Below are 20,576 nucleotides of genomic sequence, written 5' to 3' on the forward strand. Positions count from 1 at the left end.
GCCCCTGTACTAAAACCCCCATAACCTGCAAAATTATACCATAATTTAAATTTACATTAAAAAATCCCCGCGAGGTAAATTACTCTTCGCGAGGATGATCTTTTATACGGTTTGTTTCACTTGTGGCGCAACGGTTTCCCACACCTTTTCTATGCGTTCTACTGCTGCCTGATCCAATGTAAAGCCGTTTTCTGTTTTTGTCACTTGAGAATCAACAATATAAATCGGACTTGAAACCGTTGTAGCCCCTAGTATTGAAAGTACAGGTTTCAGTGAGTACTCCAATGCCAATAAATGCGCAATTGATCCGCCTATAGCTACCGGAATCACCGTCTTATTTTCGAGCCCCTTTTGCGGTAATAAGTCGATGAAAGTTTTTAATATCCCTGTAAATGAGCCTTTATAAATTGGGGTTAAGAAAAATACGATATCCGCCTCCCCTACTTTGACGATTTCCTTTGCGATTTCCTTACTTGCAAAATTGGCTGTTATTAAATCCTTTGCAGGCAGTTCGTGTACTTGAATCGTCTCATATGAGATACCGTCTTTATCTAGTACTGATTCAATATATTGCTGTATTCCCGTTAATCGTGACGAAATACTATTACCGCCATTAATTAAGATTGCTTTTGTCATCTTTCACTCCTCCTAAACTTGTTGTAATGCATATCTTGATGGCACTTGCTGTAAGCCTAAATTTTCTCGTAATGTATTGCCCTCATATTCTGTACGGAAGACGCCGCGCTTTTGAAGTTCCGGAATGACCAGGTCAATAAAATCCGTAAATCCTCCTGGGAAGTATGGCGGCATTAAATTAAAGCCATCCGCCGCATCGTTATCCACCCATTCTATTAACTGATCAGCAATTTGACTAGGCGAACCGAAAATAATTCGGTGTCCACGGGAACCGGCAATTTTCAAATACAGTTCACGGATTGAAAGGTTCTCACGCTCAGCAAGCTCGATAATAAGTTGCTGACGACTGCGGTTGCCGTTAGTTGGCGGAATATCTTTTGGAAGTGGACCATCCAAATCATAGCCTGATAGATCAATACCTAGATAATCTTCCAAAAAGTCCAGGCCAATTTCCGGTGTAATTAATTGCTGCAGCTCCTCGTATTTTGCTCGTGCCTTTTCCTCTGTTTCAGCTACATAAACCGAAACACCCGGCATGATTTTTATATCATCACGGTCACGTCCAGCAGCTACTGCCTTATCTTTTAGTTTTTTATAAAAGCTTTGTGCATCTGCTAATGTTTGCTGGGCTGTAAAAATAACATCGGCCTGTTTTGCGGCTAATGTTGTCCCTGCTTCTGAAGAGCCTGCCTGCACTAGTACGGGTCTTCCCTGCGGTGGTCGAGATGAATTTAATGGACCGCGCACTGAATAGTATTCGCCTTTATGATTCAAAGTGTGCAGCTTCCCTTTTTTAATATATTCACCTGTTTCTTTATTACGTGCTAGTGCATCATCCTCATAGGAATCCCATAAGCCTTTTACCACTTCAACAAATTCATCTGCCCGCTCATATCGTAATGAATGGTCCAAATGCTTATCTTGATTGAAGTTGCTTGCCTCTGCTTCATAATAGCTCGTGACAATATTCCATGCCGCTCGCCCTCTACTTAAATGATCCAGTGAAGAAAATTTCCGGGCGATATGGAAAGGCTCATTATACGTAGTCGATGCCGTACCTGTTAAGCCTATATTTTTTGTTACCGTTGATAGAACACTTAATAATGTCAGTGGCTCAAAGCGCACTTGTTCAGCCGGATGTGACAGTTCATTAAAGGATAGGCCGTCACTCAAAAACAGCATATCAAGTTTTCCTTGCTCCGCTTTTATGGCTACTTCTTTAAAAAACTCTACATTTTCACTAGCATCTGCCTGGGCATCCGGATGACGCCAAGAAGCGATATGATGACCCGTTCCCATTAGAAATACACCTAGTTTTATTTGCTTTTTCGTCATGATGATCCCCCTATACTACTTGCTTTTCGCGTTCAGCCAAAATTTCGTGAACTAGCGGTATGACTTTTTCACCAATGTCGGTAATGACCTCTAAATGAGGGAATCCACGAAGTAATACTTTATCAAACCCTAAATCTACAAACTCCACGATTCGTTCTGCAACTTGCTTTGGCGTTCCAACTAAGGAAATCGAATTGCCTGATAATACTTGTGTTAAGCCGGCCCAAATATTTGGTGCAATGACAAAGTTATTATCCTTTGCCTCCAGCATTAGCTGATGCAGACGATTCACGCCAACTGCCCCGTTTTTTAATGTGTTTTCATGTTTTGCGGCTAACACTTCTGGTGCAATTTGGCTAATAATTTTATTGGCATTTTTAAATGCTTCTTCTTCCGTTTCACCTAGAACAACCTGGAATGACACACTGTATGATAAATTGCGTTTTTTCTCTTTTGCGAGTTTGACAACTGATTCTAGCTCTTCTTTTGTTGTTTCCAATGTTTCACCCCACAGCATGTAGACATCCGCAACATCTGTAGCGACTTCTTTTGCAATTGGTGAGGAACCCCCAAAGAAAATTGGTGGTGCTTCTTTTACCGGTAATGGCAAGTTCGCACCTTTTAATGTGTAAAACTCCCCATTATAATCAAATGTCTCTCCATTGAATAAACGTTTTAAAATTTCGATATATTCACGCGTACGCTTGTAGCGGTCCGTATGTGATAAAAAGTCGCCGTCATTTTCCAGTTCCTTTGGCGCCCCACCTGTGACTACGTTTACGAATACTCGATTATTCGTCCAGTAATTAACTGATGCGAACTGCTTTGCTAATTGTGTTGGAGCTGTAGAACCGGGACGTACAGCAAACAGGAAATTTAGTGTATTAGTATGTGCAGTTAAATGAGATGCTGCGACTAAAGAATCGACGCAATTTCCGCCAATCGGTAACAGTAATGTTGAGAAGCCGGCTTTTTCAGCAGCTTGAGCGATCTGTGTAATATACTCAACAGAAGGTTCACGATCAGAATCTACGCCAACACCAGACCATGTTTGCTGGCCTTTATTCGAAACTTGATTCCCTATATACTCACTGTCTCCAGAAGTTGGTGCCATTGTAATGAACTCTACTTTTGTCATGTTTTTTCCTCCTTATTGTACAGCCGGTGCGCTTGGTACTACTTCATCAGCCGGCAGTTCCTTTGAAATTTGAATTTCACCTGAAGTTACCTGTTCTATAACCTGTGCAAATGATTGGTTTGCTGCAATATTAATAAACGAAATCTGTTCTTCCTGCGCTTTTTTATAAGAAAGTTCACAAAACGTTTCAGGCGGTGCGATAAATGTTGTTGCCCCTTGCTCAATGGCTTTACGTAATGTGGCACCGCGTCGACCTTCTGTTAAATCGAGTGCCGGGTTGCGAAAATCTTCTATAGAATGGTCTTTTTGAATAATTCGTAAAATCGTTCCTTCCACGATTGGTGTTACAATACCTTCATCATTCACTACTACTGCAATTGTCATTTTCAATTCCTCCTATTATTTTGTAATTTGCGCGACTTCGGCAGCCTTTTGAAGACTTTGTGCCAAGTCTGCTTTAATATCTTCAATGTCCTCTAAACCGATGGATAAACGGATTAACCCAGGTGTTACACCACTTGCAAGCTGCTGCTCAGCCGTTAATCGGGAATGTGATGTACTTGCCGGATGAATGACAAGTGATTTTGAATCACCTACATTTGCCACATGTGAAAGGAGCTGTACATTGTTGATAAATGTATTCGCCGCCTCTAACCCGCCTTTAATGCCGAAGCTGAAAATTGAACCTGCACCTTTTGGTAAATATTTTGCTACTAAGTTTTGCGGGTCATTTCCTTGTAATGTCGGATAATTTACCCATTCCACTAATTCATGCTGTGCTAAATACTCGGCTACTGCCTGTGCATTCACTACATGCTGGCGTACGCGAACAGCCAAAGATTCAAGACCTTGAATAAATAGCCATGCATTAAACGGTGACAATGTTGCCCCTAAATCATGACCTAATTCAAAACGGGCTTTCGCGATAAACGCTTTTTCACCGGCTGCTTCAACAAATGAACGGTTATCAATTAATTCATTTGGTCGTACAAACGTTGGGAAGCGCGTCTCTTTCCATTCAAATTTACCTGAATCAATAATCGCTCCACCTAGAGAAGTTCCGTGTCCGCCGATAAATTTTGTCGTTGAATGAACAACGATATCAGCGCCAAATTCGATAGGTTTTGATAAATAAGGTGTAGCAAACGTATTATCAACAATCAGTGGCACGTCATGGCGATGTGCAACTTGTGCCAATCCCTCTATGTCAGCAATTTCTAAGCTTGGATTACCGATTGTTTCTGTAAATACGGCACGTGTCTTTTCATTGATCGCAGCTTCAACTTGCTGTAAATCAGATCCTTCGACGAAGCGTACTGTCACACCAAAACGGGGTAATGTTTTAGAAAATAACGTATAAGTACCACCATACAGCGCATTTGTTGCAACAATTTCCTCACCCGCCTGCGCCAAAGTTAATACGGCAATTAAAATGGCCGCCTGACCTGAAGAAACGGCAAACCCTCCAACTCCCCCTTCAAGTGCAGCTAAACGCTCTTCAAAAACGGCATTTGTTGGATTTGCATTACGGGAATATAAATAGCCGCTGCCTTGAAGTTTAAAAAGACTCGCTGCATGCTCGGTATCATCAAATACATAAGAAGTCGTCTGATATAGTGGAACGGCACGTGATCGTGTTATTGGATCAACTGTTTGCCCCGTATGTAAGGCAATTGTTTCTTGATTAAAAAATGTCATGATAGGTGCTCTCCTTTAGTAAAGAAAATTTTTAGTAAATGTAAGCAATTGTTGTTCAGTCAGTTCACCTTTGACGGTGTGTACGACTTTTCCGTCTTTCACAAATAACGTTGTAGGTAATGTTAAAATGTCATAAGCCTGTTTTAGCTCACCGTTACGATCCAACAAAATAGGAAACGACAGATTAAATTGTGCTAAATACCGGTTAACGAGTTTCGTTGGTTCCTCCACATTCACCGCATACAGCTCGATATTTTGAGCTTGCAGTGTTGTGTAAGCTGCTTCAAACGCTGGCATTTCCCGTTCACACGGAGGACAATACGTTGCCCAGAAATTGAGAATGTAACTTCCTTCTGAAGGAATGGTAACTTGTTGACCAGTAGGCGTTAGAAGTTCAATATGATCGATTTTTGCTTCAGCATGACTGCTTGTTACGTTTGATATAATGGCGTAACTGAGTGCGATGATTAATACAATGACAAGGGTTAGCTGTGTACCTTTTTTCATTTCAGCGTGACCTCCACTTCCGGCATTTCATGTAATTCTCCGTAGCTGACATGCGAAATGATTTTGTAAGTACCTTGGCCATCAAAGCTCGTTTCAATTGAATACACGCCATTGCCTTCATTTGTCGGCGTTACAGCTCCAATCGAAGTACCATCCGGATTGATCAATTCAAACTCAAGTTCTGCCCCGCTGCTAATCGGTTCGTTATTGACTGTTACATGTGAAGTGATTTTCACTGGCTCAAAGGCTTCCACTTCATGTTTTGATGCCTTTATCGTCACTTCAAGTGTTTCAGCAGACGGCGCGCTACAGCCGGCAAGCACTAACACAAGTAAATAAAGTAATTTTTTCACTTACTATCCGCCTTTAAATTCGTCCAAAACAACAGACGTTTTTTAATCTTTTCAAAGGCAATCATGACCGTGACGATAATAATACTGTTAAAAATAATGCCGGCTAACACATAGTGATATTGTGAAAAATCGCTGTAATATTGAATGAAAAAGCCCATTCCTGATGAAGCACCGAACATTTCAGCAATCGTTAAAATTAAAAAGCTCATTGCCAGTGATGTACTGGCACCACTTAAAATATGAGGTGCACTCGCAGGTAAAACGACTTTCAGTAAAAACGTTGAACCTTTTAAACCAAGTGATTTTGCATTATCCAAATAATGCTTTTCTATTAAAAGAACTCCATGAATCGTTCCTAAGAAAACGGGCCAAAATGCTCCGATAAAAATAAGTGACATGGATGCTGTTTGAAACGTTGGTAAAATCGCGATGACATATGGAATAAACAACGTCGGTGGAATCGGACTTAATGCATGGAAATAAGGCATTAACACTTCACGCGATCTTCTGTTTAATCCGAAGAACAGCCCCCCTACAACTCCTATGATTAATGCTCCGAAAAAGCCTGGAATGAGCAGCTTCATCGAACTCGCCACACCGTTTAAAAGCTCGCCGATTTTTACACCAAATGACTGGATAACCGTTATTGGCTGCGGGAATATAACAGGATTAATCCACGTTGCATACTTTGTTACGAGTGCCCAAACTGCAATGAATATAATCCCTATCAAAATAGTAAGATTATAGCGTTTAAAAAATGTGAGCATTCATTCTCACTCCCTACTTAAATGTTCTGTTCATTGAAACGAACTAATTGTTCTTTGTAATACGAATCGTCCGGATACTGTTCGATTAATTCGCTTAATGCTTTTTCATAAAGATCGATATTGACATAGTCATTGACATCAATGTCGTCAACATTTTCTACATAGCCAATTTCCTTCATTTGTTCCCACATTTGAACGACCTTTTCTTTACTTGGATCTGAAGAATAATGGGAATGTGATTCGTTAACAATTTTATTAATTACCTCTTCATCAACATTCATATATTCTTTAGCAGCGGTAATGGCAGCTTCCGGATCTTCGATTTTTTTACGCTCTGCACGGATTATTGCTTTTAAAAATCGCTTATACGCTTCGCCATCGTCTTCAGCCAATAATTCTGAACGAGTTACAACACGGCAGCAAACATGACCTTCCTGTAAGTCATTGCTCCAAGCAACTGCTTCTAGCCCCATCTCAACACCCTGTGCATAAAATGAGTTGGCAGATACGGCAACATCCACTTTCCCGGATGCTACAGCTTCAAGTAACATACTACCTGTTTTAAATTCGATAATCTCCAAGTCTGTTTTCCAGTCAATACCTGCATCTTCAAGCGCTGATCGGAACACGATATCCGAAGTGAAAATACGGATTGTACCGACTTTTTTTCCTTTATAGCTTTCAAGAGATGTATACTGTCCGGCATTTTCTTTTTTCGTTAAAATCGGATGACCGCCTTCCAAATGTCCTCCGATAATCGAAAAATCAGAACCATTTGCGATAAATGTTAAGGGACCTGCCGTACCAAATGTTAAGCCGACATCAATTTTTCCAGCCTGCAGTGCATTTAGCCCATCTGCTGAATTCGCAAAGCCAACCCGATTCACCTCAATGTTTTCTTCTTCAAAATAGCCTTCCTGGTGGGCAATATCGACTAACACTCCACCCGCAGATTGGCTTAATCCAACAGTAATTTCGTAATCATTCGAAGCCTTGCCTTGTGAAATTTGCTTTTCATCCCCGCAGGCACCAAGTATCCCTACCGTTATTGCTAAAGATGCCAGCCATTTCAGTTTACTTTTTTGCATTATCCATCCTCCTAAATTCCTGCTCCATCTGTTATTTCCGTTTTCAAGCTGTTTACGATTTGCTCATTCATTTCGTTTAATAATGATTCCCGGAATGTCCGGAATTGCGGATCCTCAAACAGTTTTTGACGGTTTGTTCCTTTTTTCTGTACCGGTACTTCGATACTTTTTGTAACTGCACCGTTTTTTCCAGGAGCAAAAATAATAATTCTGTCCGCTAAGTAAATTGCTTCATCCACATCATGTGTCACAAAGACAACTGTGCGCTTTTGCTCGGCGCTAATTTGGACGATTAAATCTTGAAGCTTTATACGGGTTACCGGATCCAGTGCCCCGAATGGTTCATCCATTAACAGCAAATCCGATCCGAAGCTTAAAGCTCTTGCAATAGCAGCACGCTGCTTCATGCCGCCTGACATTTGACCAGGATACTTTTTAATGGCATGCCCTAAATTAACGAGTGTTAAATATTGTTCTGCAATATGCGCGAGCTCTTTTTTCGGCATTTTCTTATTGCGCTGTTTTAAGGCAAGCATGACATTGGATTGTGCAGTCAACCAAGGGAATAACGAGTAATCCTGAAATACTACACCACAATCTGGGTGCGTTTGCCTCACTGATTTTTCATCAATTACAATGTCACCGTCGGAAAACGGCTCCAGGCCAGCAATCATCCGAAGTAATGTGCTCTTCCCGCATCCGGAAGGTCCCATAAATACAAGGAATTCACCTTCTTTTACTTCGAGCTGAATATTATTGAGAATTTTTGTCTTATCATCATAGCTAAAATCAATATTATGCACTTTAATTTTTGTTTTCTTCTGAGTCTGTTCCAAAATTGGTAATTCCGGTTCTTGAACTGTGCGCTCTAATAGTTGAACCATTAAATCACTCTCCCAGTAAAAATTTTTTACCTAATGCTTGAAGCGATGTATCAACTGGAACATGCAATGTCATCGTTCGAAGGTTGCGCCAATAGCGATCAAATCCATAATGACTCGCTGTAGACCGGCTTCCCATCACTTCAAATATTTTGGAAGTAATATCTAACCCAACCTGCGTAGTAAATATTTTCGCTGTCTGTAGGGCATTATCCAGCTCACTTCGGTCGTTTGCTGTTATCGTTTCAGGATGATCCCATAGCTGCTGCAGTAATTGATCCGCTTTTTTTACAACCAAATTCGCTGCTTCAATCTGTACATAAAACTGTCCGTAGTGATGTTGAATGATTGGATCTTCAATTGCAGAAGTCTGTGTCATTGTACGCGGTCTTGTTTGTTCTCTTGTATAAGAAAGCGCTGATTTCAATGCACCTTCTGCAATACCAAGATACACATGGTTTAATACAAATGTTGCAATATTTAGGCGGAGCTGCGAAAACTCGCTTGCATAAAAACCGCGTTGCAATACTTCTGAAGGAAGCACTTCCACCTGCTGAAATTGTATGGACCCACTATCAGTTTGCCGTTGCCCCATATTATCCCAGTCTCCATTTATTTCTACACCTATCCGATTACTCGGAATAACAGCCAACAAAGGTTCATCCTGACCATCCAGTAAAGCCGATACTAATAAAACGTCCGAATCGACACTGCCTGAACAAAATGTTTTTAGCCCGTTTAATACATAACCAGTCGGAGTTTTATCTGCTTTTAACTTAATATCTACTGGATTGAAAGCATTTCCCCAAAAGTAATTATGCTTAGCTGTCTCTCTGTAAAAATGATCCTTCTGCTGCGTAGTTCCACATAAATGCGGTGTAACTAGATTAATAAAATGGTAACCATACACATGGGCAAGCGAGCTATCTACACGTGCGAAAGTTCTTATAACATTAAATACGTCATGCCAATTACCACCTAAACCACCGTATTCAGTCGGAATTATAAGCTTTAAAAGCCCACTTTCTCGTATTAAGTCACGCTCGTGCTTTGCATTACCCCCATCCTTATCCCGTTTCACTGCAGTTTTCTCAAACTGAGCGGCGAGTTGAAGGGCTATTTCTTCAAAGTGTGCAACTGCTGTCATCATACCTGCTCCTTTAAATAAGTAATAGAATTTTCTTGCAATTCAGTAATCTTAATTCGTAAGTTTACAGAGGCATTTACCCAAAGTCAATAGTGAATTTAAACAATTCATACAGGAATAATATGTTTTTAGCGAATCAGCGTATTAAAACGCTTTACTATGTAATTTTTAACAGTGTTTTAATTTTAATGGTACTTTGAAATTAAGTAAAAGATATTCTTAACATTGAACCGTTGATTTCCATTCCGGGACCGATGCTTTCCCCGGGCACGGCTTCAGCTAACTAAATTGTGCCTACAACGGCAGGCACAATTTAGTGGATCTTCCGCGTGGTGCTCCTGCGGTTACTCGTCGCAAAATAAATTTTGCTGTTCCCGGTGGAGTCACGGTCCCTCCATTCCAATCAACTTATTCATCTCTTTAAATAAAGTGAGATACGATATCTACGATTAATTAAATCAACGAACGTGAACATCGTACCTTATATTTTCATATTTAGAAGATAATTTTAAAAGATACCAACAACTAAAAAGATGAAAGTAAGTATTACCCCGATAACTGCGCCAATTAAATGAACCGTAAATGCACCTAAATTATAAAAATTCCCGATAATAAAATAGCCGATCGTAAATTGAACTGGATAGGATTTGAAATTTAGATTTAAGAAAGTTGAATCCTTGAAATGTAAAATAATAATACAAATAATCAATGCATAAATTCCTGGTGATGCACCGTTACCGTCTGTATAAGATATAAGCATCGAATAAATTATGTAAGTACCGATATTACTAATCACATAAATAAGTAAAAAACTCAAATGGCCAATTTTATCTTCTAAAATTAATCCAACGTAGTAAATACCCAAAACATTTGCTAATAAATGCAACATATTTTTATGAAAAAAAGATACTGTTACAATTCGATACCACTCATTTTGTTGCATCATATCAAAGCTTTTGCCGCTTCCATGTTGAAAAAGAAGTCCTTTAAATACGAGCCTATCTAAAACAAATATTGTAATATACAGAAAGGCAAGTGCCAAAGAAACAATTGGCATATTCCCGTTATTCATCACTATAATATACTCTCCCTTCGCCTTCCATACAGCTATAAAATGTGTCAGTATTTCTCGATCTTAATTGTTAGTTTTGTTTTTTCTTCGCTATTGGTACGAAGTTTACGCTTCCCGCCAAATTCATTAACAGCCAACAGTTATTTAAATTTGAAAATAAGCGGACGATTTCCCCTTATTTGAAAAAATGTACTCGTTTCAATGAAAATAAGGGTAGAAATTCCGCTTATGTACACTAAAACCTGTAAATTTCATGTTTATTTTAATCAATAGACGGAATTCCTCCGTTTATTTTCGTGTTTTTTTAATTTTTTTACTTAATAAGCGGAATTTCTCCTTCTATTTTCGGTCGCTGGTTCTTCTAAAGTAAAAAGATTAACTAATTCATTAACAGTCGCAGCAACTGTAAACCATCAGACGGATATCCACTATATCCTCGCATCCACCGAGGATAAGTAATAGGTATAATCGTGATTAAAAATTGAAAAAAATTAGAAACTGTTGTCGCCCATAAGAGTGAAATATTAACATTCATTCTCCCTTTCTCTTACATACTATCTCCTTGTTATTGCACTAACTAGATCCGTTACTTTATACTTTATATATTAACATAAATATCCATTTTTACTTTGGCGTATTCTTTTGAAGAATATTTGTGGAATGAGGGGGGTGTTTTAATTGAAGTACTTTATAAGATTTTTAATTGCTCTTGCTTTATGTGCAGTTATTTGGATAGTCCACCCTGCAAGAGAACAAGTAAGAGAATTAGAAAAAGATATTAGTTATCAATACGATTCTGCAATCTTATTACTAAGAAGTACGGTTGAAGAACTCCTCGAATGGAATTTTAGTCAACCTTTAACTAATGGAGATAGAGAGTATATACAAGGGCTTTATTTTGAGATGATGACTATAACAAGTTTAATTTTTAATGGCAATGATGTACATTTTGAATGGGAACAGCGAATGTATGATATTCAATCTCATATCAATCGTTATATGTTGGACTCTTCCCTTTCGGAGGAGGATGTTGCTGATTTAGAACAGGCTTTACAGGCAACTCAATTTATTACGAGAGATTTTCAAGACGTTAGGCTACCTGATTATGGAGCTATGCATGATGAAAAACATGAAATGGTAGAAAAAATTAAAAAACGTCTAGAAACTCAATATTAATTCGGATATTAACTCAAACTTTTCGATTCGAAGTTTAAGCACATTTTAAAAAGTCACGAAATGCTGTTTCACCAACGTTTCGTGACTTTCCTGTTCCTCTTATGTAATCCCTGTTACTGCATTACTTGATAATAAAAATAAATATTATAAAATGCTGGGACAAGCAGAGCAAAAGCGAGCGATAATACAGCGCCCCACTTATTATAATTTAAAAGCTGCTCGTTACCGCTTTTCATATGCTGCAAAAATGAAAGCGAAAAATACAGACAGCTTATTAAGAAAATCGGCGTTACAAAGGACATCCAGATTGCCGAATTAAATTGATTTACCATTTCCATAAAATCACCTCGTTTTCCAGTATACTGTAAGTAGTACTAAATATGTTTACAAATTAAAAAAGCGCACACTTTTATAATGTGCACGCCAAAATAATACTAATTCGATTTCAAAAAATTCGGATCCATATAGGCTGGATTTGGGTATTTGTAGAAGCCTTCACCTGTTGAAATGCCCATTTTGCCTTGATCAATCATTTCACGTTTAATTTTGTCGGCAACAAATTTTGCAGCCGGGTCATGCTCTGCACGCATTAAATTCAGGTTATATGGTGTTTCCATTCCGACGATATCATAAATGGCAAATGGCCCACGAGGGGAGCCCGTTGAAATCATCCAGTTTTTATCGATAGTCTGCGGATCAGCAATATCCTTTACCCAAAGCTCCATTGCCGCAGATAAAAATGGAACTAGTAATGTGTTTAGGATGTAGCCAGGCTGCTCTTTTTTCAGTACAAACGGAATCATGCCGATTGCACGGGCGAATTCTGCCACCTGCTCCACGTATTTTGCATCTGTTCCTGGGTGTCCCATTATTTCTGCTGTATTGTTTTGCCAAATTGAGTTGGCAAAGTGCAAAGCGAGGAATTTTTCAGGACGACCTGTATACGCAGCAAATTGGCTTGGCAACAACGTGGAAGAGTTTGAAGCAAATACTGTTTTCTCAGGCGCGACTTTTCCAAGGTTTTCATAGAAGCTCTGTTTAATTTCAATGCGCTCCGGTACTGCTTCCACTACGATATCTGCGTCTTTCGTTGCCTCTGCTAAATCCGTGAAAAATTTCAGACTGTCAAATGCCTTTTCAGCACGGTCAGTATCGTTAAAATACTCGCCATACGTCTTTTTTAAAGTGGTCATACGCCCTTTTGCTGCCTCAATAGCGTCCGTATTAATATCATAAACACTTACATTGAAGCAAAAAAAAGCTGATTGGAATGCAATTTGACTCCCTAAAACACCACTACCTGCAATCGTTACATTTATGAAATTCATGAAAACCTCTCCTTTAAGTAAAATTATCTTTGGCTTGCGAGAATAATTTTTATCTATTTTAAGGCGAGTTAACGGTATTATATACATATAAAGAAATGTTAATTTAAGGATAATTAATGGGGGGGATTATTTGAAGAAATATGGATTAAGCATAGGGGTCGTGTTCGTTATAGGCTTTGCAGTTTTTTTATTTTACTTTAAACAGCCGACTTCCATTATCGAATCGCTACCTGCGGCTATTGCCGGTGAAGAATTTGAAGATGCTGCACTCTTTGAAAGAGAAACAATTAATTTAAACCAAGAACAAAAAAAGCAGCTACTGGAGTTACTTGACGAAGAAAATTATCGAAAAAAATTAATTCCTAACTTGCCGAATACTAATAAAGACATTGTTTTTAACCTATATCTCGCAGGGGTCGATCGCTCATTTTTTCTATATATTGATTCAATAAAGGAAGTCATTCTTATTGAAAATAATGGGAGGCTTGAACCATTTACTATTATAGATGCTCGTGACCTATTAGCCTTTGTGGAAAGTTTAAAATAACGGTGGGGGTTGTCAAACAGTGTGACGTCCCCCTAGTTTCCAAATGAATTATTGAATATCCACATGCAAAACTTCAGTGAATAGAAATTCTTCTTCATCATCAAAAATAAAGGTCCATGGCATTGAAGTATGTGGAGGAATATTTAAATTTGGAATGGTGAATGTTTTTGCAAAAACACCCTTAGTAGTTGTGCAGGTTACTTCTCTATTTTGAAAATTTAGCACATCTCCACTTCGATTATGAATAAGTACGGTCAGGAGCAGCTGCTGCCGATGATTTAATGCTTTTCGTACGAAGCAGCACGATATCTCCTCCGTGTCCTCATCTTTAGTTTGATGAAATAGCTGTTCGATGATGAGGCGGTCTTGTTTTGCAATCGTTTTGTCCCATGCCGCTTCAAATTGTAGTTTTTGTACGATAATAACCTCTCCTTCCCGTTTTTTCAGTAAATAAGCTAGAAAACAACCTTTCTTACAACATCCGTGTTACAGTAGAGTAGAATCTTAAAAGATAGAAGGCGAAAAAATGATTGAAATAAAAAATTCCCCAATTAGTGAGGGCGAATATACTCGCGGTGTTTTTGCGCAAGAAGCAATTCCAGCAGGAACTTTATTCCACCAGGCTCCTGTCCTAAGTTACCCGAATGAGCAACATAAACATATTGAAAAAACAAGTCTTGCAGATTATGCATTTGAGTTCGGTGTAGGCCGATCTGCGATATTATTAGGCTACGGGATGTTATTTAATCATTCTTATGAACCTAATGCTACGTATGAAATAAATTTTGAAAATGAAACATTCGATTTTTTTGCCTACAAAGATATTAAAGCCGGTGAAGAAATTTTTATTAATTATAATGGTGATATCGATGATAATGATCCATTATGGTTTAATAAAGAAGAAGAATAAGCATCGTATCAAGAACTGTCTAAAGGTAACTTTAAACAGTTCTTTTTTCAATTTTCTTTAAAAAATCTAAAATATCCTCAGCTAACAAATCACGTTCTTTTCCTAATGAAATAAGATGTCCACTATTTTTATATAGCTTTATGCAGACAATATTTCCGTTAACCTTCTGTTCAATTAAATCAATGCTCTTATGAAATACCGCTTCATCCAACCCGCCCTTTGCCAAAAACAACGGCTGCTTCATCGCGTGAACTTCCTTTCCAGACTGGACAATAAATTGCTGAAAGGCGATAAATTTTTCGATAGGTCTTGGAAAGTGTTCACTCATAAACTCCTGAATTTCCTGTTCCGATCTCCCATTATTTTTTAAATACCGCCTTGAAAAATGTGCTGCCCTTTTTTCTAGCTCTACCGCTGGACGTTCCAATATAGGCGATGAAATAATGCAAACGGCTTTAATTTGCGGAAATTCATTGGCCAAACGAATACTTAACACACCACCTAAAGACTGACCAATCAAATAGATCGTTTCATATTTTTGCTGAATTAGATAATTAACTGCCTCTCTACTGCCGGCTGCTACTTTTTCAATGGAACTTGCAAATAGATGCTCAGGTGTAGCACCGTGTCCTACCAGGTTTGGTGCATAGCAAGTATAACCTTCCTGATGAAGCTCTTTTGCTAAATACTGCATTTCCTTCGCATTACTTGTATAACTATGTAAAAGTAAAACCGCTTTTTCGTTGCCCCGTAAAAAGATATTTTCAACCAACTGCATCGTAATCTCCTTTATGAATAGTCCAAATTATTATAGCATAGCACCCTTCTATTGCTTACCTTATTTGGATTAATAGGTTTTCAACAACGAAATGATGAAAATGTTTCATGTTTCCGCTACAATGATGGGTGAGTGAAAAAAACTTGAAAGGAGAATCATTATAATATGAAAACAATATTATTATCGATTCTAGCTGCACTAGTTTTATTCGTTCCAAATGCTGCAGCACATACTTATTTGGATACGACAAAACCGGAAGATGGCGAAGTTGTTGTAGAACCGCTGCAATCTATTTCGCTCACATATGCCGGTAAAATTGAACAAGGTAGCACATTTAAAGTCCTTACAGCTAATGGCGAGCAAATGGAAACTAGCAATATGACTTTAGTAGATGGTGTATTAACTGGTAGTTTTGATAACCCTTTACCGAATGGTGAGTATACAGTTCAGTGGAACAGTATAAGTGAAGACGGACATCCATTATCAGGAGAGTTTTCTTTTACTGTCAATGCACCTGAAACAGAGGAAGCTGTTACAGAAGAGAACGTTGAGCAGGCTGAAGTAGAAGATTCGTCACAAGTTGATGTATCTGAATCCGAACCCGTAAGTGTAGAGGATGATAAAAATAATATGCCGTTGCTGGTCGTTGGCGGAATGTTACTTGCTATTATTTTCATTAGTATAATCATACTTTTCGCACGGAAAAAGACTAAATGATAGCTATAACGATTTTTAGCCAATTTCTGCTCTATATAGGTTTATCGATTTTAATGGGGACATTTATTCTAAACTGTATCCCCACTTCGTTACGTCCGCAAGTTTATATTTCAAAAAAATGGTTAATGATCAGTACGATTGCTTTACCTATTGTATCGTTTGTTCCTAATATACAATTGCTTACGATATTAACGCCGCAATTCGGCTTTTTCGACTCAATATGGATGCTCCTATCAAAATTTAAAGTTGGACATTCATGGCTTGCAATTTTAGGTTTCACGATTATTTTACTATTAATCGTTCGGATGTATGTAAAACAAGAGTCGAAGCTTAGTGCTGTAATGGGAATTTTAGTCCTTATCGCGATTATGGCTGCAATTGGCTATATTAGTCACGCAGGATCGATGTCAGGCATTGTCGGTTCCATTTTCGACTTTGTTCATTTGCTTGCTGTAAGTGTTTGGCTCGGTATATTAATCATGATTAGCTTTTTCTCAAAAGACGCCGCGAATTGGGAAGCTTATTTAAAGTGGTTCTCACCTGTTGCACTTGTCTCCCTTACAACGATTGCATTAAGCGGTGTGATGATGACCGAATCGATTGTCCCTGGCTACGTAACAAGCTGGTCAAGCAATTACGGGCAATTTTTATTTATTAAACATGTATTGCTCGTCCCCCTTACCGTAATCATTTTGGCCAATGCGCTATTAATTAAACTGAAAATAAAAAAGCCGTTATTTGAGCCTCGTACGTGGGTCATAATGGAGACTACTTTATTGATCATTATTTTGTTTATTACTGCGCTATTCAGTGAACAACAGCCACCAAGCTTTACTGTACAGGAAATTTCACCTTTTTTTGAGCTATTTTATAGCAGCTCGATTGAGACAGGCATGCGGGCATATTTGCAAATGACTGGAATCGGCTTAGGCTTTTTCTTACTTACCGTCCTCTTTATTGGGCTGGTCATTGTAAGCTACATAAAACAGCTTCCTATTATTATTTCAGCAGCTATGACTTTCGCTGTTGCTTTATGTTTTTATATGGGCTTTATGTCGATTGTGTTTTTTAAATGATTTGTAACTGAAAGAGTTAGGTAAAATTAAAAAAAGTGGCTGTTCAAATTTGTAATAATTAAAGTTTGAACAGCTTATTTTTTTCGACTTCGTAGCCGTTGTTCTCCGTTACGGCGGACGCTTTCCTGGGGGCACGACTCGAGCCTGTAGTCTCTCCCACGCGCTTGTCCCCTGGGAGTCGCCGCCTTCACTACGAACAACTTCATTTCTTCTATAAAAATAAATCTATGCACATTTCAAGCATGAAAAAAGGACATTCTTTATAGAAATTTAAGTATCTCACTACTAAATTCTAACAAAAGAAATGTCCCTATTTTATCTAGTTCACTATTCTTAAGCAAACTTCTTATTTCGCATATAGCGAATGAGCGATGCGATAATTAATATTGTCGTTAACGCGATTGTTCCGTATTGCATTGTAGTGTCGTCTGTTTTGACAGCGATACCAATTAATGCCCAAACAATTACTAATACGAAGAAAATATCTTGGGAAAGCGCGACTGCCAAATAGCCGAGGATGACTGCTACTGCTACAAGTACAAGAGAACCGGCTACTTCCGAAATACCAAGGTCCACATTGTAATATTTTAATACGTAGCTCATATTGGCAATAGTTGCCACTGAAATCCACGCTAAATAAAATGAGAAAGGAAAACGTTCTGATAAGCCTTTTTCTGTATTTTTGTACTGCAAATATATCGTGATGAGCGTGAACAGTAATAAAAACATGATGATAATAGATAAAATAAATTGCTCATAATGCCAGCTAAATAACCAAGTAATATTAAATACACAACTTAAAATAAATAAAAATCCGACTTTTGATTTGAAACGGTTTTCTTTCACTTTTTTGTAAATGGCAATTAACCAAATTACTAATAATAGATAAATAAGCGACCAAATCGAAAATACATAGCCTGCTGGTGTAAAGAGTACATCCAGCCTATTCGAAATTTCAGCTGCTGTCACCCCGTTTAATGGTAGTGTATTGGATAATGCATTGACGACAATTACGGCAATCAAGGCAATCCACATGACAATATATAACCCCATAAAGTCTCACCCTTTTTCTATAAGATTAGGTATCCATACCCTACCTGTTAAAAAAATATGCGACCATGCCAGGCTTTATAAATAAACCCCATTTAAAATATAAAAAATCGATTAAATGCCTAAGTAGCAATTAATCGATTTTTAGGATTTACTGTTTTTCTAATGCAAGTTTCATGCCAAATCCGATCAACACAGCACCAGTTAAACCTTCAATAGCTGATTGTGTAGCTGGTTTTTTCATAAAATTACGTATTTTGTTTAATAAGAATACATAAACAGCAAACCATACAAACGTGAGTACAATATAAATAATACCCATTGTTAAGAAAGGCCAAAATGGCTCACTGCCAGCTGATAAAAATTGCGGTAAAAATGTTAGGAAAAATACCGCCACCTTAGGATTTGTAATATTCGTTACCAACCCCTGCCTAAAATAGGAATTCCCCTTTGCTTCGATGGTTGGAACTTCATCGACCTCTGTTTTTTTCACACGCATAGCAAGCAATGTTTTTATCCCCAAATAGCATAGATAAGCCGCACCCACATACTTTAACACTGTAAATGCTACGGCAGATTTAACGATAAGGGCTGATAATCCGGCAACCGCAGCAATCGTATGAACGGTTAAGCCTACACATGATCCGAGCATCGTCTGAAAGCCGCCCTTTTGTCCATTAACAATTGTATTTTTCGTTACAATGGCTGTATCAGGACCCGGCAAAATAATCAACAGCACACATGCAATAATAAAGAATACGATATTCTCCATTTCCTCACCTTCGTTTTCTAAATTTTTAGTTATTTTAACATAATTAAGACGAAGGAAGCTACATACATTTTAAAATGATTTGTATTTTGCTGGCTCCTCACTATAACATGTGATTTTGTGGTGGGCTACGGCAAGACAGCGCTATAGTGTCCGATCAACTTCGAATGGGCAAACGGCGAAAGTCAGTCTCCGTATAAAATAACGGAAGATTTTACCGTTATTTGAATGATGTAGATTATTTTTAGGATAAAAAAGGGAACGTTTTACCGTTATTTTAAATAAAAACCTGAAATTTCATGTTTTTTAGGTCAATAACGGAATTTCTTTCCCTTATTTCCGTTATTTTTTATGTTATTTTAAAAATAACGGAAATTCATTCCTCTATTTTTCTCATTAAGCAATTTATTTATTTGTTAGTAAGCTAATTTTTTCAGCAGCCTGATCTATTATGACATCTGCTTTTACCTTTCCATTGTAGGAAACATACATTACGGCCTTATCTTTTACGAAAATAAATTCATTAACTTTATCGCCTTCATGAATTAGCAGTTGGTCAAATTTTTCATGTGTTGTATCTGTAAAAATTTTTTTACCATTGCTTTCATTATTACTTTCTTTTACTAAATCTTTAACTAAAGGATCTACAAGGAATTGAAAACGTAGCTGATAAATATTTGAGTATATTATTGGTGTGTAAGTGTTATTCGGATCAGTCCATTCCCCCGTTTTTTCTTCACCATTCTCTAAAGTCTCATATATGATTGGGGCAAAAGCACTCCAATTAACGCTAACATAGTTACCCCATTCCTTTCTTACTAAATGCGGATTATTTTCAATCGACTCCAGTCTGACTATCGGTAATGAAGTATCCTCATTCGGTAACGTCAAATGATCTATTTTAGTTATTTGGTAAATCGGGATAATCAGAGCAAATATTGTAATCGCTATATTAAATATATAGGTAATCTTATTATATAAGAAAGAGAGTTCCCAAGGTTTATGATGATCGATCAATTCACCTTCTATAAACTTTTTACGTACCCGCGTAATTCCCCACCAGCTTTTAATAGCAGATATTATATATAAGGAATTAATTACAGCTAAAAATAATGTAACTTCTAAGCCCCCGTCAATTAAAAGCAATATTTTAGTATTATCAAGGAACCAAAATCTGTATAGTACGAAAAGTATTAATGCTACCCCTCCTACTGTTACAAGTAGATTCAGCAGCATTTTTCTCTGAAGCGATTTTAATACAGCTATATATTCTACCGAATTGACTTCTATCTCTTTCGTCTTTCTTTCAGTCGGGGCTGCAAAAATATGAAAGTAGCGGTCACTTGCTATATAATCCCAGCCATTTTCCTTATATAAATCAATTTTGTCATTTGAAATATATTTGTCCTTCGCCAGTTCCAAACGGTATTCCATCTGCTTTCGTTCACCTTTTTTAAACTTAGCAAAATGGGTACCTATATCATATATATGGAGGCCTTGTTCGGACATATCCGAAAACCAGCTCTCATGTTCTCCGACTTTCCAAAAATCAGCAGGTCTTAACTTGCGTACAGTTTTCGTCATTCTTTCAACCTCCTTCTTC

Annotated in this window: 24 protein-coding genes; 5 read left to right on the forward strand and 19 right to left on the reverse strand. The window is 37.9% G+C overall.

Going from position 1 to position 20,576, the window contains the following annotated elements; translation table 11 throughout:
* Positions 1-102 precede the first annotated feature (102 nt).
* The 12 genes from ssuE to NYE67_RS09990 form a co-directional block, all read right to left on the reverse strand.
* Positions 103-636 (reverse strand): NADPH-dependent FMN reductase, encoded by a 534-nt coding sequence (gene ssuE, locus NYE67_RS09935; RefSeq protein ID WP_339216786.1) that lies wholly within the window; start codon positions 634-636, stop codon positions 103-105.
* A 12-nt stretch (positions 637-648) separates the two neighbouring features.
* The gene (locus NYE67_RS09940; RefSeq protein ID WP_340728768.1) at positions 649-1,977 is read right to left on the reverse strand and encodes an LLM class flavin-dependent oxidoreductase; all 1,329 of its coding nucleotides are present in this window, start codon (positions 1,975-1,977) and stop codon (positions 649-651) included.
* A gap of 4 nt (positions 1,978-1,981) precedes the next feature.
* Positions 1,982-3,109 (reverse strand): LLM class flavin-dependent oxidoreductase, encoded by a 1,128-nt coding sequence (locus NYE67_RS09945; protein ID WP_340729918.1) that lies wholly within the window; start codon positions 3,107-3,109, stop codon positions 1,982-1,984.
* 12 nt (positions 3,110-3,121) lie between these two features.
* A complete protein-coding gene (locus NYE67_RS09950) occupies positions 3,122-3,493 on the reverse strand; it encodes a chemotaxis protein CheY (RefSeq protein ID WP_336046289.1) in 372 nt (123 codons plus the stop codon).
* A gap of 15 nt (positions 3,494-3,508) precedes the next feature.
* Positions 3,509-4,807 carry an O-acetylhomoserine aminocarboxypropyltransferase/cysteine synthase family protein gene (locus NYE67_RS09955; RefSeq protein WP_340729919.1) on the reverse strand — a complete coding sequence of 433 codons (1,299 nt, stop codon included), beginning with the start codon at positions 4,805-4,807 and terminating at the stop codon, positions 3,509-3,511.
* Between the two features lie 15 nt (positions 4,808-4,822).
* A complete protein-coding gene (locus tag NYE67_RS09960; RefSeq protein WP_340729920.1) occupies positions 4,823-5,314 on the reverse strand; it encodes a redoxin domain-containing protein in 492 nt (163 codons plus the stop codon).
* Positions 5,311-5,667, reverse strand: coding sequence for a FixH family protein (locus tag NYE67_RS09965; RefSeq protein WP_340729921.1), 357 nt, complete (start codon positions 5,665-5,667; stop codon positions 5,311-5,313). The genes NYE67_RS09960 and NYE67_RS09965 overlap by 4 nt, the downstream gene beginning before the upstream one ends.
* Complete coding sequence (locus tag NYE67_RS09970) at positions 5,664-6,434, reverse strand: ABC transporter permease (RefSeq protein ID WP_340729922.1); 771 nt, start codon at positions 6,432-6,434, stop codon at positions 5,664-5,666. Before NYE67_RS09970 ends, NYE67_RS09965 begins: the two co-directional genes overlap by 4 nt.
* 17 nt (positions 6,435-6,451) lie before the next feature.
* On the reverse strand, positions 6,452-7,522 hold the full coding sequence (locus tag NYE67_RS09975; protein WP_340729923.1) for an ABC transporter substrate-binding protein: 1,071 nt from the start codon (positions 7,520-7,522) through the stop codon (positions 6,452-6,454).
* 11 nt (positions 7,523-7,533) lie between these two features.
* On the reverse strand, positions 7,534-8,406 hold the full coding sequence (locus NYE67_RS09980; RefSeq protein WP_340729924.1) for an ABC transporter ATP-binding protein: 873 nt from the start codon (positions 8,404-8,406) through the stop codon (positions 7,534-7,536).
* A gap of 4 nt (positions 8,407-8,410) precedes the next feature.
* Positions 8,411-9,550 carry an acyl-CoA dehydrogenase family protein gene (locus NYE67_RS09985; RefSeq protein ID WP_340729925.1) on the reverse strand — a complete coding sequence of 380 codons (1,140 nt, stop codon included), beginning with the start codon at positions 9,548-9,550 and terminating at the stop codon, positions 8,411-8,413.
* Positions 9,551-10,058: 508 nt separating this feature from the next.
* Positions 10,059-10,622 carry a rhomboid family intramembrane serine protease gene (locus NYE67_RS09990; protein ID WP_340730902.1) on the reverse strand — a complete coding sequence of 188 codons (564 nt, stop codon included), beginning with the start codon at positions 10,620-10,622 and terminating at the stop codon, positions 10,059-10,061.
* 678 nt (positions 10,623-11,300) lie between these two features.
* On the opposite strand from NYE67_RS09990, the gene NYE67_RS09995 reads away from it, so the two are divergent.
* Positions 11,301-11,798 carry a hypothetical protein gene (locus NYE67_RS09995; protein WP_340729926.1) on the forward strand — a complete coding sequence of 166 codons (498 nt, stop codon included), beginning with the start codon at positions 11,301-11,303 and terminating at the stop codon, positions 11,796-11,798.
* A 113-nt stretch (positions 11,799-11,911) separates the two neighbouring features.
* Here NYE67_RS09995 and NYE67_RS10000 read toward each other — a convergent pair whose 3' ends face one another.
* Both NYE67_RS10000 and NYE67_RS10005 read right to left on the reverse strand, forming a co-directional pair.
* Positions 11,912-12,136, reverse strand: a complete 225-nt coding sequence (locus NYE67_RS10000; RefSeq protein WP_225223838.1) for a hypothetical protein — start codon at positions 12,134-12,136, stop codon at positions 11,912-11,914.
* Positions 12,137-12,232: 96 nt separating this feature from the next.
* Positions 12,233-13,126, reverse strand: a complete 894-nt coding sequence (locus NYE67_RS10005) for a 3-hydroxyacyl-CoA dehydrogenase (protein WP_340729927.1) — start codon at positions 13,124-13,126, stop codon at positions 12,233-12,235.
* Positions 13,127-13,256: 130 nt separating this feature from the next.
* Between NYE67_RS10005 and NYE67_RS10010 the strand changes: the two genes are divergently transcribed.
* Positions 13,257-13,673 (forward strand): hypothetical protein, encoded by a 417-nt coding sequence (locus NYE67_RS10010; protein WP_340729928.1) that lies wholly within the window; start codon positions 13,257-13,259, stop codon positions 13,671-13,673.
* A 48-nt stretch (positions 13,674-13,721) separates the two neighbouring features.
* On the opposite strand, the gene NYE67_RS10015 is transcribed toward NYE67_RS10010, so the two are convergent.
* Positions 13,722-14,120: an SLAP domain-containing protein gene (locus NYE67_RS10015; RefSeq protein WP_340730903.1), complete on the reverse strand. Its 399-nt coding sequence runs from the start codon at positions 14,118-14,120 to the stop codon at positions 13,722-13,724.
* 79 nt (positions 14,121-14,199) lie between these two features.
* On the opposite strand from NYE67_RS10015, the gene NYE67_RS10020 reads away from it, so the two are divergent.
* Positions 14,200-14,583 (forward strand): SET domain-containing protein, encoded by a 384-nt coding sequence (locus tag NYE67_RS10020; protein ID WP_191704484.1) that lies wholly within the window; start codon positions 14,200-14,202, stop codon positions 14,581-14,583.
* Between the two features lie 31 nt (positions 14,584-14,614).
* On the opposite strand, the gene NYE67_RS10025 is transcribed toward NYE67_RS10020, so the two are convergent.
* Positions 14,615-15,361 (reverse strand): alpha/beta hydrolase, encoded by a 747-nt coding sequence (locus NYE67_RS10025; protein ID WP_191704483.1) that lies wholly within the window; start codon positions 15,359-15,361, stop codon positions 14,615-14,617.
* A 165-nt stretch (positions 15,362-15,526) separates the two neighbouring features.
* Between NYE67_RS10025 and NYE67_RS10030 the strand changes: the two genes are divergently transcribed.
* Positions 15,527-16,078 (forward strand): copper resistance CopC family protein, encoded by a 552-nt coding sequence (locus NYE67_RS10030; protein ID WP_191704482.1) that lies wholly within the window; start codon positions 15,527-15,529, stop codon positions 16,076-16,078.
* The gene (locus tag NYE67_RS10035) at positions 16,075-17,154 is read left to right on the forward strand and encodes a copper resistance D family protein (RefSeq protein WP_340729929.1); all 1,080 of its coding nucleotides are present in this window, start codon (positions 16,075-16,077) and stop codon (positions 17,152-17,154) included. The genes NYE67_RS10030 and NYE67_RS10035 overlap by 4 nt, the downstream gene beginning before the upstream one ends.
* Before the next feature lie 333 nt (positions 17,155-17,487).
* On the opposite strand, the gene NYE67_RS10040 is transcribed toward NYE67_RS10035, so the two are convergent.
* The 3 genes from NYE67_RS10040 to NYE67_RS10050 all read right to left on the reverse strand — a co-directional run bounded on the left by NYE67_RS10040 (position 17,488) and on the right by NYE67_RS10050 (position 20,557).
* Positions 17,488-18,207: a TspO/MBR family protein gene (locus tag NYE67_RS10040; RefSeq protein ID WP_340729930.1), complete on the reverse strand. Its 720-nt coding sequence runs from the start codon at positions 18,205-18,207 to the stop codon at positions 17,488-17,490.
* A gap of 148 nt (positions 18,208-18,355) precedes the next feature.
* Positions 18,356-18,976 carry a LysE family translocator gene (locus NYE67_RS10045; RefSeq protein ID WP_340729931.1) on the reverse strand — a complete coding sequence of 207 codons (621 nt, stop codon included), beginning with the start codon at positions 18,974-18,976 and terminating at the stop codon, positions 18,356-18,358.
* A gap of 402 nt (positions 18,977-19,378) precedes the next feature.
* Positions 19,379-20,557, reverse strand: a complete 1,179-nt coding sequence (locus NYE67_RS10050; RefSeq protein WP_340729932.1) for a DUF2812 domain-containing protein — start codon at positions 20,555-20,557, stop codon at positions 19,379-19,381.
* Positions 20,558-20,576 lie beyond the last annotated feature (19 nt).

The organism is Solibacillus sp. FSL W8-0474 (genome assembly GCF_038004065.1).
Taxonomy (GTDB): domain Bacteria; phylum Bacillota; class Bacilli; order Bacillales_A; family Planococcaceae; genus Solibacillus; species Solibacillus faecavium.